Source organism: Nocardia harenae NBRC 108248 (genome assembly GCF_001612885.1).
Classification (GTDB): Bacteria; Actinomycetota; Actinomycetes; order Mycobacteriales; family Mycobacteriaceae; genus Nocardia; species Nocardia harenae.
In genome coordinates, this window is record NZ_BDBH01000011.1 from 31,908 (window position 1) to 47,329 (window position 15,422).

Consider the following 15,422-nt stretch of genomic DNA (forward strand, 5'->3'; position numbering starts at 1 on the left):
GACCGCACGGGAGAGATCAGCCGCGCAGCGCCTGGATGAGCCGCTGCCGCAGCCAGCCGAGCGCGGTCACCCCGCCGGGCGCCACGGCGTAGCCGGCGTACGACTGGTGGATGCCGGACTTCAGGAAGTCGTCCACCTGCTGCCTGCGCTCGTCGTAGGCGTTGGAATTGAGCTGGTCGGCGAGCAGGCCCCAGCCGCCCGCGGCGAAGGCGTCGCTGAGCAGCTCGCCGGCCTGGTACTGGTAGCTGCCGATCTTGGACGGATCCGGGTTGGAGAGCTGCACGGCGAAGCCGGCGAGCCGGCCCGCGAAGTCACCATCCGGCATGGCGCAGTAGAGATCGCCCTCGATGCAGAAGGTGTAGGTCACCGGGCTGAGCCAGCCGAAGCCGTTCACCCGGGGCCCGACCGCGCCCGCGCCGGAGACCGGCGCGCCGATCAGCGCGTCGGCGGGCGAGCGGCGCGGGTCGGAGACCAGCCCGACCAGCGCCACCCGGTTGGCGGGCACGACGGTGAGGCCGGTGCCGATCTCGGCCGCCACGTCACCGGCCGCGTCCGCGCCCTGGCTGTAGCCGAGCAGCGCGATCTGGGTATTGCCGCAGGCCAGCGCCATGGCCTGGACCGCACCGCGGGCGCCGTCCACCGCCTCGGCCTTGGACCGGCCGTAAACCTCGCCCTCCCAGGGGAAGGCGGTCGCGGCGTAGTGGATGTAGTCCACCCGGACATCGCCTGGCAGCCCCTCCGCCGCCTGGGCGAGGATCCCGCGGCCGGGATCCTCGTTCGACGTCTCCCAGGTGCCGGGCACCGCCACCACGTAGAGGTCGGGGCAATCGCCGGGCGCGGCCGAGGCGACCGGGCCCTGGGCGAGCAGCGCACTCGACACCGCGGTGGCCGCGCAGAGGGCGGCCACCGATTTCCACCGTGCAAGCATCATGGTCTCCATGTCGTCACAAGAAGCATCCCTCGAGTGCCCCGAGTCCCCGACTACTTCGGCGGCACGTTCATGTCACGGTTCATCGTAGGGATTTCGATGTTCAACGGCATCCTGAGTTCGGAGAGGTAGACCAGAGCGAACTGGCGGAGGAACTCGTCGAAGAGCCAGTAGGCGTCGGGGGCGAGCGGCACGATCGGCAGCAGCCCCTCGCGGACGGCGACGAACGGGCCCCAGGAGACGTCGAGCAGCGGCTCCCAGATCGGCTCGCGCGCGATCTGCAGGTCGTCGGCGAGCTTGTCGCCGAGGATGAAGCGGGTGAAGGCGCCGAGCACGCCCTTGGACAGGATGGCCAGGTCCAGGTTGTTGCCCAGGTGCAGCAGCCGGTCGGCGAGCTTGATGCCCTCGGGGGTGGCGGCCACCACCGGGTCGAGGGTCTGGGCGGCCTGCGCGTTGGCCTCGTCCCAGGAGTTCGGGATGTACTCGTCGCGGATGCCGAGCATGTGCGCGCAGACCTGCCAGGAGTGCAGGAACGCCTCGGACTCGTGCACCGGGATCGGCACCCGCCAGGCGGTGAGGTGCCGCATGACGGTGGTGGGCAGGCTGTGCCAGGTCACCATCATGTCCTGCTGGCTGATCGGGATCTCCTCCTGCGCCGAGCTCACCCAGTGCGGGGACTGTGGCAGCAGGTGCCGCACGCCCGCGTGCGCGAGCCGGGTCTTCAGGCAGGTCACCACCATCTCCCCGTCGGGGGCGTAGGCATTGGCGGTGCCGATGTCGTAGCCGAGCTTGGCGGTCTTGGAGATGCGGTCCTTGAGATCCTGGCCGCCCTTGGAGTAGTAGACCGCCTTGGCCTCCTTCGGGATGACCGTGGACATCATGCCGGAGGCCAGGCCGTAGAGGACGCCGAGGTAGAGGCCGCGCTTCTTGTTGAAGTCGATCGCGGTGGCGAGCTTGCCCTGGTCCGCCCAGGCGGGCAGCTGCCGGTTGTACTCCATGAAGTCGCGCAGGTCGCCGGGCAGCCCCTCGGGCAGCGGCTGGGCATTGCGGGTCCAGGTGCGCAGCAGCGCGTTGATCGCCGGGACCTCGCCGCGGTCGATCAGCGAGGCCACCAGCTGGTCGGCCTCCGGATCCCAGACCGTCATCGGGTCCGCGCCCGCGCCGCCGCCCGCCACCGAGCCCTGCGGCGACCACGTCCAGGGCTCCGCGCGGGCCGGGGCAACGGTCGCCAGCGCGCCGACCGCGCCGAGCGCCCCACCGACCTTCAGCGCGTTACGCCTGCTGAATCCATCCATGTCGCTACTCCTCGTCGAGTTCCTGCACGCCCCGACCGCCGGGAACCTCGTGCCTCATGCAACGGAATAGTCAGTAACTTAGCAGGGTTCGGTTGTGGGCGACAGACTTTCCCGGATTTTGGGTAGGGCGCACCTCCAGTTGACCAATTTACCGCTCTGAACAGTCGATTCGGTCAGGAACATGTTGTGGTCGATGGTGCCAGCCTGCCGGTTGGCCTATCGAAATCTACCCTCGAATAGGCGGTAACGTACCTCGCGGTCGTGAACCGGCCGCGCAGCCGAAGCTGCCGGATTCGCCCTGATTGACGCAATGAAACAACTTTTGGATACTCGTTACAGCGTGGACGAGTCGATCATGGACGCCGCGCTGGACCGGATCCCGCGTGCCGCTCGTGAAGCACGGCATCGCCACCACCACCGAGGAAGTCACCGATGACGACGACCGCGCCCGTTCCCACCCGGCATCCGGAAAGGCCACGGAAGGCCCCGGGGCTCGGCCCGTTCGCCCTGCTGCTCGGCATCGGGCGGCCGAGCGCCGAGCGCTGGCAGCGACTCGGCGAGTCGCTGCTCGTCGGCGACGAGCCGATGGACCGGCTGGTCGACTGGATGGCCGCCGAGGGGATGCGCACCACCCGCCCGCTCTTCGAGCGGGCGCTGCGCACCGGGATCGACAGCGTGCCGGAGGCGCCGGAGCCGTTGCGCGCCTTCTCCACCGCCGTCGAGGCGACCCCGGACTGGGTCGACCCCGACCTGCTGCGCCACGGCGAGCGGGTGTTCCGCTCCGGCGGCACCGACGGGCTCTACTTCGCCCGCGACGTCTCCTTCCTCGGCGGCTACCTGGCCTCCGGCTTCAACAAGACGCTGCTGCGCACCGGCGCGCTGGAGAAGGGGCCGGCCCAGCGCTTCGCCGAGACGCTGCAGTGGGCCATGGACGTCTCCACCGAGAACGGCATGGCGCTGTACGGGCAGGGGTACCGCTCCACGCTGCACGTGCGGCTGATCCACGCGCTGGTGCGCAGGCACGTGGCGGCCATGCCGGACTGGCGCGGCGACGAGTGGGGGGTGCCGATCAACCAGACCGATATGGCGGCGACCCTGGTCGGCGCGCTGCTGGCGCCGTTCGTCGGCGGCATGGCGCTCGGCATCGTCCCGAGCCGGGCGGACACCGCGGCGGCGGCGCACCTGACCCGCTACGTCGGCTGGCTCATCGGCGTCGAGGAGGCGTGGCTGCCGACCGGGTTCCGGGACGGCGTCGGCATCCTCTACCACTGCCTGAGCGCCATCACGAACCCCGACGAGACCAGCAGGCAGCTCGCCCTCCCCATGGCCGACGACCCGCTGAGCTGGCACTACCGCAATCTGCCCGCGCTGCGCGGGAAAATCGCCCGCTCCCAGCACCTCTCGGTCACCAGCGCCTTCCTCGGACCGAAGGCCATGCGGACCCTGGGGCTGCCCGCGCACCTGCCGTGGTACCCGGCGCTGCGCATCCCGGTGAATCTGGCGCGCAGTGCGGTGGTGCGCGTGCTGCCGGGTGGCACCGGGCGCGCCGCGGAGCGGGGGCGGAGCGAGCAGGAGGACTTCCTGCGGCTGCTCACCGGCGAGACCGAGGCGACCATCGGCGGGTCCGCGCCGCCGCACGCGCGGATCGCCTGAGCGATCGCACGAGCTGCGCCGCCGGAGCGCACGGGTCGGGTCCGGAGCGGGAACAGCGGAGCCGCCGCGCGCATGCCGGATGATGGGCGCATGGCGAATATCGAGCTCGGCACCGTGCCCACCTGGTTCGACGTGCGCGGCGACGGCGAACCGGTGGTGCTGCTGCACGGCGGCTTCGTCGACTCGCGCACCTTCGCGCCCGCGCTGCCGCTGCTGATCAGCCGGTTCCAGGTGTACCGGGTGGACCGGCGCGGGCACGGGCACACGCCGGACGTGCCGGGTCCGCTGAGCTATGCCGCGCTGGCGGCGGATCTGGCCGCCTTCCTGGAGCGGGTGGTGGGCGGCCCGGCACACCTGGTGGGGCACAGCGACGGGGCGAACCTGGCGCTTCGGGTCGCGCTCGACCGGCCGGATCTGGTGCGCAAGCTGGTACTGATCAGCGGCAATCATCACGCAGGCGGCCTCCTGCCCGGCGTGCTGGACGGCTTCGAGGACGAGGCGGCCATGGCGCACCTGGCCGCGCGGCACGGCGAGGTCTCGCCGGACGGCGAGGAGCACTTCCCGGAGCTGGCGCGCAAGGTGATCGAGCTGGGGCGCGCCGAACCGGACTACGCCGCCGAGGACCTGAAGAACGTGGCCGCCCGCACCCTCGTGATGGCGGGCGACGACGATGCCATCGCCATGGAGCACACGCTCGAGCAGTACCGCGCGATCCCCGATGCCGAGCTGGCGATCGTGCCGGGCACCTCGCACCTGCTGGTGGTGGAGAAGCCGGAGCTGGTCTACGGGCTGGTCGGCGCGTTCCTCGGCACCGATCCGGAGCCCACCCGCCAGCCCATCCGGCGCGCCGGGCGGTAGGGGACCCCGGCCGGGCAGCCGGTCGCGGGCGCCCGGCCGGAGCCGATTTCGACGGCGGGGCCCGCGCGAGCGGACAGGGTCGCCCCGGCGTCACCTCCGGACTTGCTCGGATACCGGGTATCAAACGTGTTGACCGGCAATCGTTTCGGTGCAGGCGCGTTCGACAGGGGTGGGGCGGGTGGCGAAACCCGGCTCGCGCAGGATCCGCCCGCGCTCCTCCAGCGCGCCGTCGACCGTCACGGCCGCTCCCACCCCGTGACCGATAATGTCATTATCCCTACGGCGAGAATATCCGTTTCGATCCGGGAAATGACGGTCGGGGTGAGAGCATGGCCGCGTGTTCGAGAATGTGATTCGGGGCCGGGCGCTCGGCGCCGTCGCCGCCGCGGCGGCGCTGCTCGCCGCACCGGCCGCCGTTCCCGCCGCCGCCGGTGCCGAGCCCGGCGCCGTGCCGTCCGCCGGGTGCGCGGCTCCGCCCGCCGCCGCGGGCCACACCACCCAGACCTACACCGGCGCCGGCCGCTCCGGCTTCTACCTGCGCGACGTCCCCGCGGCGCCGGGGCCGTACCCGCTCGTCGTCGACCTGCACGGCTACCTGGAGCCCGCCGAGATCCAGACCCGCAGCAGCGGGGTCGGCGAGTACGGGCTGCAGCAGGGGTACGCCACGGTGACCCCGCAGATCGACGAGCCGGGGCCGCCGCGCTGGAACTTCCAGCCGGGCGGTGCCGATATCGACTGGCTCACCGGCGTGATCGACGACGCCGAGGCGGCGCTCTGCGTCGATACCGGGCGGGTCTACGTCACCGGGCTCTCCATGGGCGCCTTCACCACCTCCGCGCTGGCGTGCCGGCTCTCCGGGCGGATCGCCGCGGTGGCGCCGGTGGCCGGGCTGCAGGACTTCGAGTGGTGCGAGACCGCGCGCCCGGTGCCGGTGATCGCCTTCCACGGCACCGACGACCCGATCGTCTCCTACCAGGGCGGTCCCGGCCCGAATGCCAGGCTGCTGCCGCGCACCGACGACACCGGCTCGGCCGACCCGCAGAGCCTGGACCGCGGCCCGAACGGCCCGGGGCCGCAGAGCATCCCGGACAATGCCGCGGCATGGGCGGCGCGCAACGGCTGCGCCGCCGGCCCCGCCGCCGAGCAGGTCGCGCCGGACGTGGTGCGCTACCGGTACCGCTGCCCGGCCGACGGCGCGGTGGAGTTCTGGTCGATCACCGGCGGCGGGCACGTGTGGCCGGGCAGCAAGGTGCCCTTCCCGGAGCCGTTCGTCGGCAGGGACACCCCGTCCATCGCGGCGACCCCGATCATCTGGGAGTTCTTCCGCGCGCATCCACTGCCCGCGTGACCGGCTCGCCGAGATCGTCCGCGGCCCGGACGATCTCGGCGTACCGCACCGCGATCCGATGCGAGATGAAAGCCATGGTGAGCAGCCCGAGCGCGACACTGGTGAGCGCCCCGAACCCCTCGGTGGCGAAATCCACCAGGGCGTTCAGCATGGTGGAGACCAGCGCCGCGATCCGCAGCAGCCGGAGCGGCCAGAGCGGGCCGTCGCGGCGGACCCGCAGCATGGCGGGGAGCGCGAGCGCCAGCGTGAGCAGCGCGCTGACGAAGAGGATGCCGCCGGAGACGGTCATCCGGTCCAGCTCCAGCTCGTACTGCCGGTCCTCGATCTGCAGCCCGCCGGTGGCCAGCTGCGCGATGCCGAAGCCGACCGTGACGAAGGCGGAGAGGACCAGCAGCCAGCCGAGAATCCACACCGGCCACGGCCCGCCCGCCCAGCCGGGGATCAGCGCGGCGGCGCGCAGCCGCAGCGCGCGCAGCCGGTCGTCGCGGTGCGCGGCGCGCTCGAGCAACGCGCGGATCCCGGCGATGTCGGCCGGGTCGGCGCCGAGCTCGGCGGCGCTGTCCAGCATGAGCAGCGCGGTGGTGCGGCGGTGCGGGGGCAGCCCGCGCACCAGGCCGTCGGCGGCGACCGCGGCGGCATTGCCGAGGTACTCGTCCCTGGTCGGGGTGCGCAGCTCCCTGGTGAGCCTGCTCGCCACCAGCAGCACGACCACCGAGACGTACATGATCTCGGCGGCCGGGCCGTAGAAGTAGTCGTTGTCCTTGGTGACGAACTTGCCGACCTCGTCCAGGAAGAGCCCGAAGCCGATGCCGCCGAGCAGCACCGCGAAGCCGCGCACCCCGGAGCCGAGGAAGAGCCAGCCGAGCAGCAGCGCCACCGCCATCGCCGCGCCGCCGTAGAGCGCGTGCGCGATGTGCAGGCTGCCACCGCCGACCTGCGGATACCCGGTCAGCTCCAGGTAGAGCCTGGTGATCAGGATGGTCGCGATCGCCACGATGAGGAACGCCTCGGCGCTGGCATTGCCCCACGCGCTGCGCAGCACCCGGGAACTCGTCGCCATCGGCACTCCTTCCGCCTGTCCCGCCCCCAGCCTCCCGCAGGCGCCGCCGGAATTCGGGCGGACACACCGCCCGGGGTGCCCACCGCCGCCCGGAATTGCCGGATTCGCAGCGCGGTGAATATACGCACCCCGTGCGATCGCCAATTCGCATTCGCATTCTTGCGTGGGGGCCTGCGGAATGTTGCCCGAATTCGCCAGGGTCCACCGAAAGGTACCGGATGCCCGGAACTGGGACTCGTCGCATACCCGCCGCACTGGCAGAATCGCCCGCCGCCGCGCGGCCCCACCCGGGCTCGGCGGGGCGGATTCGCAACCTCGCTGCCCCGGTGACCGAGATGGTGGTTGTGCCCGAATCACGTTGCTAGACTGTCGCTGCCGACGGGGATGCGCTGTCGGCGCGGTGGTGTATTCGATTCGAGATGTGCGCACCCGCCATCGGGCGGGGTTGTCGCGGGGCGGGAAAGTTCGACATGAAACTGGAAGAAGCGCTGCGCGACGGAATGAGCATGGAGGGCGCGATCGGTATCGCGCTGGTGGATCTCCGCAGCGGCATGCTGCTGGCCAAGCAGGGCGGCCACAATATGTTCGACCTCGAAATGGCGGGCGCGCTGAACACCGAGGTGCTGCGGGCCAAACTGCGGGCCGTCGAGGCGCTGCAGCTCGGCGACGAGGTCGAGGACATCCTGGTCACGCTCGGCCAGCAGTTCCATATCATCATGCCGCTGCGCGATGCGGACGGCGAGGAGCTTTTCCTCTACCTGGCGCTCGATCGCGGCCGCGCGAATCTGGCGCTGGCGCGGCACCAGCTCCGGCGCATCGAGCAAGCGGTCCGGGTGTGAGCGAGGCGGAAGCGGAGTGGCACCGCGGCGTGCCCGCGCGCAGACCGAGAGCGGGCGCGGCATGAGCAGGCCCGCCGAACGGCTCGAGGTCGCGCTCCGCGACCCGGCGGTGGTCGGCACGCTGCTGCAGCGCGCGGTGGACGAGATCGACGATGTCGCGCACGCCATCATGACGACGCGGGACGGCCTCGTCGTCGCGGCGAACCGGGAGGCGGACGGGCCGCCGGGCGCCGACACCCTCGCTATGCGCGGCTCGGCCATGGCGGCCGCCGCCTCCGGGATCGGCGACCACTTCACCACCCTGGTTCGGCAGGGCCGGCTGCACGCCTCGGTCTTCGAGGCCGAGCGCGGCTGCGTCGGGGTGTTCCCGGTCTCCGCAACGCTGCTGCTGGTGGTGGCGGGTGGGCCCGCGGTGACGATGGGCCGGTTCAATGCCGCGGCCAAGCGGGTCCTCGCGCTACTGCAGACTCCCGACGCCTGACCGGAGCGGGGCTACTACAGTTACCGATCGGTACCCGCCCGAGCCGGAGAGGGCGGGTACCGATCGTGCGTGTGCCGGTGAAGGAGCGAACATGTCCGAGGCCACCCGCAACCCCGCAGCCACCACCGAGCGCGCCGTCGCGTTGCGCCGCAGGCTGGAGCGGCTGATCGGCATCGCCGCCTCCGAGGGGAACGCGCTGACCGCGCTGCGCAACGGCGACGAGATCTTCCCGGCCATGCTGGCGAGCATCGGCGCCGCCGAGCACACCGTCGACCTGATGACCTTCGTGTACTGGAAGGGCGATATCGCGAGCCAGTTCGCGCACGCGCTGGCCGAGCGGGCGCGCGAGGGCGTGCGGGTGCGGCTGCTGCTCGACGGCTTCGGCAGCAGGTTGATCGAGAAGGACCTGCTCGAGCTCATGGAGGACGCCGGGGTGAGGGTGGCGTGGTTCCGCAAGCCGGTCTACATCTCGCCGTTCAAGCAGAACCACCGCTGTCACCGCAAGGTGCTGGTGGTGGACGAGGAGATCGGCTTCACCGGCGGCGTCGGGATCGCCGAGGAGTGGTGCGGCGACGCCCGCACCGAGCACGAGTGGCGGGACACCCACGTCGAGGTGCGCGGCCCCGCCGTGGACGGCATGGCCGCCGCCTTCGCCCAGGGCTGGGCCGAGTGCCACGACGAGCTCTTCGACCACCGCGACCGCTTCGTCGACATCGGGCCCCAGGGCAGCGCCGTGGTCCAGGTGGTGCGCGGCTCGGCCAGCGTCGGCTGGCAGGACATGCAGACGCTGCTCCGGGTGATGATCGAATCCGCAGAGATCCGCTTCCGGCTGGCCACCGCCTACTTCGCCCCCGACGCCTACTTCATCGGCCTGCTCTGCGCCGCCGCCCGGCGCGGGGTCGAGGTGGAGATCCTGCTGCCCGGGCCGCACACCGACAAGCGGGTGTGCCAGCTGGCCGGGCAGCACTTCTACGAGGACCTGCTGGCCTGCGGCGTGGTGATCCACGAATACCAGCCGACCATGATGCACGCCAAGATCATCACGGTGGACGGGATCGCCAGCCTGGTCGGCTCCACCAACTTCAACCGGCGCTCGCTCGACCACGACGAAGAGGTCATGCTCGCGGTGCTCGACCCGGAGTTCTGCGCCACCCTGGACGGGCACTTCGACGAGGACGTGGCGAAGTCGGCGCGGATCCGCGAGGGGCGCTGGAAGCGGCGCTCCGCGGTGCAGCGCGCACGGGAGTTCGCGGTGCAGCCGATTCGCCGCTTCCTGTAGCGAGAAATTTCTGCACGTTTTCGGTCAACCTCTCGATAACCGGGTTATCATTCCTTCGTGCACGCTTCCTGGAGGGTTCCGCCCTGCATGGACGCATCGCCGGTGACCGCGGCGGGCGACGGCGGCGCGGGGTGCGGCGGACCGGCGCCCGGCCGCTCCGATTGACGCGGCGGCGGCCGCTCGCCCACACTCTGGCAACCGGACAACAGTGTCCGGTTTACCTCCGCATCCCGAAGGTGGGACATGTCAGGAATCTCGCGCCGGTCGCTGTTGACCGGGGCCGTCGCCGCGGGCGCCGTGCTCGCCGGCGCCGGGTCCATCGCCGCGCCGATCGCCGCCCGCGTCAACGCCGTGCCGCTCACCCGCGAGGAGCACCGGGTGGTCGTGGTCGGCTCCGGCTTCGGCGGCGGGGTGAGCGCGCTGCGGCTCGCGCAGGCCGGGGTGCCGGTCACCGTGCTCGAGCGCGGGCTGCGCTGGCCGACCGGGCCGAACTCGGAGACCTTCCCGCGCGCCTCCAACCTGGACAAGCGGGTGCTCTGGTACCGGTCAAGCCCGAACCTGTTCGGCACCCCGCTGATCTTCGAGCCCTACACCGGGCTGGTCGAGGCGGTGCCGGGCGAGAACATGACCGCGCTCTGCGCGGCCGGGCTCGGCGGCGGCTCGCTGGTCTACCAGGGCATGTCGCTGCAGCCGGACGAGGCGGTCTTCAACACCTGGTTCCCGCAGGAGCTGGACTGGGCCCGGATGGACCGGGTGCACTACCGCCGGGTGGAGAAGATGCTCGGCCTGGCCGAGGCGCCGGACGAGCTCATCGGCACCGAGACCTATCGCGCGGCGCGGGTCTTCGCGGACCGGGCCCGGCGCGCCGGGCTGCCGGTCTCGAAGATCCCGATGCCGATCGACTGGGACTTCGCCATGGCCGAGCTGCGCGGCGAGATGAAGGCCTCGTACACCAACGGCGACGGCGCCATGGGCGTGAACAACGGCGGCAAGCACACCGTCGACGTCACCTACATCGCCGCCGCCGAGGCCACCGGGCTGGTGGACGTCCGGACGCTGCACGAGGTCACCGAGGTCGAGCGGGCCGGCGACGGGCGCTGGGTGGTGCACGTCCAGCGGCTCGACACCACCGGCGCGGTGCTCGAGCACAAGGTTCTGACCACGACCACGCTGATCATGGCGGCGGGCACCATGAACACCACCCGGCTGCTCATGCGGGCCGGGGCCAAGGGGCTCATCCCCGACCTGCCCGACGAGCTCGGCGCCAACTGGGGCAGCAATGCCGACCGGATCTACCTGTGGACCGACCCGTCCGCGGAATTCGGTGCGCCGCAGGGCGGGCCGGTGGTCTTCGGCAGCAAGAACTGGGACGACCCGAGGAACGCGCACACCCTCATCCAGGCCTCCATCCCACCGCTCTCGCTGAACCCGCAGAGCACCGTGATGGTCGGCTACGGCGCGAGCGCGGGCCGCGGCCACTTCGTCTACGACAGCGCCAAGGACGACGCGGTGCTGCGCTGGCCCTACGAGGGCGACAGCGCGCTGCAGACCGGCTTCATCGGCCCGGCCGCGCAGCAGATCGCCGGGCCGGACGGCTTCCTGCTCGACACCAACACCGTCTTCCCATCGACCTGGCACCCGCTGGGCGGCGCGAGCATGGGCACCGTCTGCGACCTGGACGGCCGGGTGCTCGGCCAGCGCGGGCTCTATGTGCTCGACGGCGCGCTCATGCCGGGCAGCACCGCCGCCTGCAACCCCTCCATGACCATCGCGGCGGTCGCCGAGCGGGCGCTGGACAACCTGGTCGCCCAGGACGTCGGCCGCGTCATCTGAGCGGGCTCAGCGGGTGAAGTCGCCCTCCCAGATCACCGAACCGGCGCTCACCCGCGCCGAGGTGAGCTCGGCGCGGTTCACCCGGTAGGCGTGCTTCAACTCCTGGCTCGCGCCCGGCGCCAGCGCGCCGGGCACGTCCGCGCCGTACCCCTCGGAGACCGAGACCACGTGCGCGGCGGGCATGTCCGACGGGCCGTAGGTGAGGACAGGGGCGGTCCAGCCGCGCGCGGGCAGCGGGTCGCGCCCCGGATTCTCGAAGCGGAAGTGCAGCACGGTGACGGTGCCGGCGATGCTCGGCACCGCCTCCACGCTGCTGATGGCGATGCGCAGCCCGGAGGCCGGGTCGGTGACGACCGCGCCGGGGTCGTGCGTGCCGGCGGCCGGGAGCCCGCCGAAGCCGCCGCCGAGCGCCGGGGTCGGCGAGTTCACCAGCGCCGGGTCGGAGGCGGAGGCGCCGCAGCCGGTCAGCAGGATCGCCGCGCCCGCCGCGATCGCCCAGAGTCTCGCCCGCACGCCCATCCCCTCTCCGCCACGCACCCGCCGGACAGCGGGCGGGCGCCGCGTCATAGTACGGCGGTACCACCTTGCCGGGCGGCGGAATGCGCGGCGGAGCGGGGCACGCGGCGGCCCGGATCAGTACGCGATGAAGAGGATCTCTTCCCTGGAGTACTCGTGGCCGGGGTGGTTCTCCTTCAGGTGCACCTGGGTCTTGGTCACCAGATCGTCCTCGTCCGAACCCGCGATGGTCTCGCCGCAGGGGCAGTTGAGTCTGGTTTTCACGTTCGTCTCCTTCTCGTAACGGTTCCCGAGAACGAAACTACCGGGTCGGCGAGATCATTCCAGCGCCGGTCAGCAGGTAGCGGGTCGGGGCCGGCGGCGGGGTAGGTCAACCTGTTCGGTGCTCGGCCAGCAGGGTGCGGAGTGCTCCGCGGTCGATCTTGCCGCGCGGGGTGCGCGGGAGGGCGTCGAGGCGCAGGATGTGCACCGGGACGGCGGGGGCGGGGAGGATGTCGCGGAGGCGGGCGCGGAGCTCGGCCGCGGCGGGGGCGTTCGCGGTGACCACGACGGCGGCGGCGGGGACCTCGCCCATTCGCGGGTCTGGCAGGGCGACGCAGGCGGCCTCCAGCACGCCGGGCAGCGCGGTGAGCGCCGATTCCACCTCGGCCGGTTCGACATTCAGGCCGCCGCGGATGAGGGTCTCGCCCACCCGCCCGTGCAGGTGCAGGGTGCGGCCGTGCAGGGCGCCGCGGTCGCCGACCGTGCACCAGCCGTGCTCCGGGCCGCCGCTGATGCCGTGCTCGGTGAGGTAGCCGGTGAAGAGCATGTCGCTGCGGATGTAGACGAGGCCGTCGCGGATCTCGGCGTCGACGCCGTCGAAGAGTTCGCCGGCGGCGGTGTCGTCGTCGGCGCCGAGGCCACTGTCCCTGGCGACGAAGCTGAGTTCGGAGGCGCCGTAGAAGTGGGTGATCTCGGCGTTCGGGAGGACCTCCCGCAGGGCGGCGCGGCCGGATCGGGGCCAGCGGGCGGCCGAGGAGAGGACTTCGCGGACCTGCGGGAAGGGGCCGGTGTTCGCGCGGACCACGTCCCAGGCGATGGCGGGGACGGTGTAGAGGTGCGTCGCGCCCGCCTCCAGTGCGGTGAGCGCGGGGCGGAGGTCGGCGGTGGCGCCGCGGGTGAGGGCGTGCAGGGCGCCGTAGAGGAAGTGGGTGTGGTCCTGGGTGCCCGGGGTGGCGACGATGTCGCCCGGGGTGATGTGGAAGGTGCGGTCGGAGCGGTCGAGGGTGGTGGACCAGGATGCCTGGTCGCGGACGAAGAGTTTGGGGGTGCCGGTGGTGCCGGAGGTCAGGCCGATCAGGAGTTCGGTCTGCGGGGTGACCCGGGGCTCGGGTCGAGCGGATCGCGGGGGCGGGGGCTCCGGCCCGCTGGGGAACGTGGTGCGGGCGGGCACTGTGCGGCCGAGTGGTGCGGCGAGCGGGGGGATGCGGCTCGGCAGGGACGCTGCGGTGTGGATCTCGCCTGCGTAGCCCATGCGGCGGAGGCGGCGGTGCTGGGACGGCGCGGCTATCAGGGCGCCGGGGCGGGCCAAGGTGAGGGCGTGGGAGAGGTGGGCGGGGGTGAGGTGGCGGTGCAGGAGGACGACGCTCACGCCCGCGTGCATGGCGCCGACGACGGCGACCAGCGATTCGACGTCCGAGGTGGGCAGCACCGCCACCCGCCGCATCCCGGCGAGCGCGCCGGAAAATCTCCGCACCCGGTGCAGGAATTCACCGAACACCACCTCCTCCCCCGCGGCCCGCACCGCGACGGCCGCCGGGCGCGCCGCCCCCTCCCGCAGAATGCGCGCGGCGAGCGGCTCAGTCATCGTCGACCCCGCGCGCCACCAGCGCCTCCCCCATGGCGTCGGCGGTGCGCAGGGCGCGCACCAGCACCGGGGTCACCAGCGCGGTCATCGACCACTGCACGCCGCGCGCCCGCCGCGCCTCGGCGACGTCGTGCACGATCCCGGCGAGCAGCGGCACGCACCGGATGGCGAGCGCGAGCAGCAGCCCGAGCCGCTCGGTGTCCACCCCGATCCGGCCCAGCGGCGCGAGCCCGCGGGTGACCGCGTCCAGCACGGCGCACACCCGCGTGGTCAGCGTGACCAGCGCGGCCAGCGCCACCGAGATCAGCAGCACCCCGCAGACCACGACGGCCCGCGCGGGCGAGGTGATGATCACCTGGAACACCGCGATGAGCAGCAGCACCCAGAAGACCGGCCGCAGCTGGGCCAGCGCCACCCGCACCGGAATCCGGGCCACCGCGTAGAGCACCGCCACCACCGCGCCTGCGACCGCCACCTGCACCGGCGTGCGCACCAGGACGGCGGCCGCGACGATGCTCACCAGCAGCAGCACCAGCTTCATCCCGGCGGGCAGCCGGTGCAGCGGGGAGGTGCCAGGGCGGTAGAGCCCGATCATCCGATCAGGTCCCGGTAGGCAGGGAGCGCGGTCTCCGGCGGGCCGTCGAAGGCGACCGCGCCCTCGTCGATCACCACCACCCGGTCGAAGCCGGTGAGCAGCGAGAGCTGGTGGGTGACCACGATGACCTGCTGGTCCACCGCGTCCAGCGCGGCGGCCACGGTCTTGGTGTTGCGCAGGTCGAGCAGGGTGGTGGGCTCGTCGGCGACGATCACCTCGGGGCGGCGGATGAGCACCGCGCCCAGCGCGAGCAACTGCTTCTGCCCGCCGGAGAGCAGGTGCGAGGGGTGGTCGCCGTGCTCGTGCAGCCCGAAGCGCGCCAGGATCTCGCGCACCCTGGCAGCGATCTCGGCCTTGCCGAGGCCGCTGCGGCGCAGCGAGAAGGCGAGGTCCTCGGCGACCGTCGGCATGACGATCTGGGTGTCGGGATCGGTGAAGACGAAGCCGACCCGGCGCCGCACCTGCCCGCCCTTGCGCGCCACGTCCAGCCCGTCCACCGTGACGGTGCCCGCGTCCGGGGTGAGCAGCCCGTTGATCATCCTGGCCAGCGTGGACTTGCCCGACCCGTTCGCCCCGATCACCCCGATCCGCCGCTCGGTGAGCCGCAGATCGATCCCGCGCAGCACGGTGCGCTCGCCGAAGCCGTGGCGCACCCCGGTGAAAACGATCTCGCTCATGCAGTGTCCCCCAGCATGAGCGAAGGCCCTGCGCGGTGACGCTCCGCTACCACCTCCGGGCCTGATCCGCTCATGCTGTGCCCATTCGGCATGAGCGAAGGCCCTGCGTGGTGACGCTCCGCTACCACCTCCGGGCCTGATCCGCTCATGCTGTGCCCATTCGGCATGAGCGAAGGCCCTGCGTGGTGACGCTCCGCTACCGCCTCCGGGCCTG

General features: G+C 72.1%; 15 protein-coding genes. 7 read left to right on the forward strand and 8 right to left on the reverse strand.

What is annotated here, in order from left to right; translation table 11 throughout:
- Positions 1-16 precede the first annotated feature (16 nt).
- Both NH2_RS21430 and NH2_RS21435 read right to left on the reverse strand, forming a co-directional pair.
- The gene (locus NH2_RS21430; RefSeq protein ID WP_245650702.1) at positions 17-940 is read right to left on the reverse strand and encodes a cutinase family protein; all 924 of its coding nucleotides are present in this window, start codon (positions 938-940) and stop codon (positions 17-19) included.
- Between the two features lie 41 nt (positions 941-981).
- Positions 982-2,223, reverse strand: coding sequence for an oxygenase MpaB family protein (locus tag NH2_RS21435; protein ID WP_067657273.1), 1,242 nt, complete (start codon positions 2,221-2,223; stop codon positions 982-984).
- A gap of 432 nt (positions 2,224-2,655) precedes the next feature.
- Between NH2_RS21435 and NH2_RS21440 the strand changes: the two genes are divergently transcribed.
- The 3 genes from NH2_RS21440 to NH2_RS21450 all read left to right on the forward strand — a co-directional run bounded on the left by NH2_RS21440 (position 2,656) and on the right by NH2_RS21450 (position 6,082).
- Complete coding sequence (locus NH2_RS21440) at positions 2,656-3,876, forward strand: oxygenase MpaB family protein (protein ID WP_067657276.1); 1,221 nt, start codon at positions 2,656-2,658, stop codon at positions 3,874-3,876.
- A 90-nt stretch (positions 3,877-3,966) separates the two neighbouring features.
- Complete coding sequence (locus NH2_RS21445; RefSeq protein ID WP_067657279.1) at positions 3,967-4,734, forward strand: alpha/beta fold hydrolase; 768 nt, start codon at positions 3,967-3,969, stop codon at positions 4,732-4,734.
- 337 nt (positions 4,735-5,071) lie between these two features.
- Complete coding sequence (locus NH2_RS21450) at positions 5,072-6,082, forward strand: CE1 family esterase (RefSeq protein WP_067657282.1); 1,011 nt, start codon at positions 5,072-5,074, stop codon at positions 6,080-6,082.
- Here NH2_RS21450 and NH2_RS21455 read toward each other — a convergent pair.
- Complete coding sequence (locus tag NH2_RS21455; RefSeq protein ID WP_245650703.1) at positions 6,042-7,142, reverse strand: hypothetical protein; 1,101 nt, start codon at positions 7,140-7,142, stop codon at positions 6,042-6,044. The genes NH2_RS21450 and NH2_RS21455 overlap by 41 nt on opposite strands.
- A 470-nt stretch (positions 7,143-7,612) precedes the next feature.
- On the opposite strand from NH2_RS21455, the gene NH2_RS21460 reads away from it, so the two are divergent.
- The 4 genes from NH2_RS21460 (at position 7,613) to NH2_RS21475 (ending at position 11,574) form a co-directional block, all read left to right on the forward strand.
- Complete coding sequence (locus NH2_RS21460; protein ID WP_067657285.1) at positions 7,613-7,981, forward strand: roadblock/LC7 domain-containing protein; 369 nt, start codon at positions 7,613-7,615, stop codon at positions 7,979-7,981.
- A 16-nt stretch (positions 7,982-7,997) separates the two neighbouring features.
- Positions 7,998-8,462 (forward strand): roadblock/LC7 domain-containing protein, encoded by a 465-nt coding sequence (locus NH2_RS21465; protein ID WP_067657289.1) that lies wholly within the window; start codon positions 7,998-8,000, stop codon positions 8,460-8,462.
- A gap of 91 nt (positions 8,463-8,553) precedes the next feature.
- A complete protein-coding gene (locus NH2_RS21470) occupies positions 8,554-9,741 on the forward strand; it encodes a phospholipase D-like domain-containing protein (protein WP_067657292.1) in 1,188 nt (395 codons plus the stop codon).
- A gap of 243 nt (positions 9,742-9,984) precedes the next feature.
- On the forward strand, positions 9,985-11,574 hold the full coding sequence (locus tag NH2_RS21475; protein WP_067657295.1) for a GMC oxidoreductase: 1,590 nt from the start codon (positions 9,985-9,987) through the stop codon (positions 11,572-11,574).
- A 6-nt stretch (positions 11,575-11,580) separates the two neighbouring features.
- Here the strand turns inward: NH2_RS21475 and NH2_RS21480 are convergent, their stop codons facing one another.
- The 5 genes from NH2_RS21480 to NH2_RS21495 form a co-directional block, all read right to left on the reverse strand.
- Positions 11,581-12,087, reverse strand: a complete 507-nt coding sequence (locus NH2_RS21480; RefSeq protein WP_157103906.1) for a hypothetical protein — start codon at positions 12,085-12,087, stop codon at positions 11,581-11,583.
- A 120-nt stretch (positions 12,088-12,207) separates the two neighbouring features.
- Complete coding sequence (locus NH2_RS28355; protein WP_084505762.1) at positions 12,208-12,354, reverse strand: DUF1059 domain-containing protein; 147 nt, start codon at positions 12,352-12,354, stop codon at positions 12,208-12,210.
- A gap of 106 nt (positions 12,355-12,460) precedes the next feature.
- Positions 12,461-13,936, reverse strand: coding sequence for an AMP-binding protein (locus NH2_RS21485; protein ID WP_067657300.1), 1,476 nt, complete (start codon positions 13,934-13,936; stop codon positions 12,461-12,463).
- Positions 13,929-14,531 carry an energy-coupling factor transporter transmembrane component T family protein gene (locus NH2_RS21490; protein ID WP_067657303.1) on the reverse strand — a complete coding sequence of 201 codons (603 nt, stop codon included), beginning with the start codon at positions 14,529-14,531 and terminating at the stop codon, positions 13,929-13,931. Before NH2_RS21490 ends, NH2_RS21485 begins: the two co-directional genes overlap by 8 nt.
- Positions 14,528-15,208 (reverse strand): energy-coupling factor ABC transporter ATP-binding protein, encoded by a 681-nt coding sequence (locus NH2_RS21495; RefSeq protein WP_067657306.1) that lies wholly within the window; start codon positions 15,206-15,208, stop codon positions 14,528-14,530. The genes NH2_RS21490 and NH2_RS21495 overlap by 4 nt, the downstream gene beginning before the upstream one ends.
- Between the last annotated feature and the right edge of the window lie 214 nt (positions 15,209-15,422).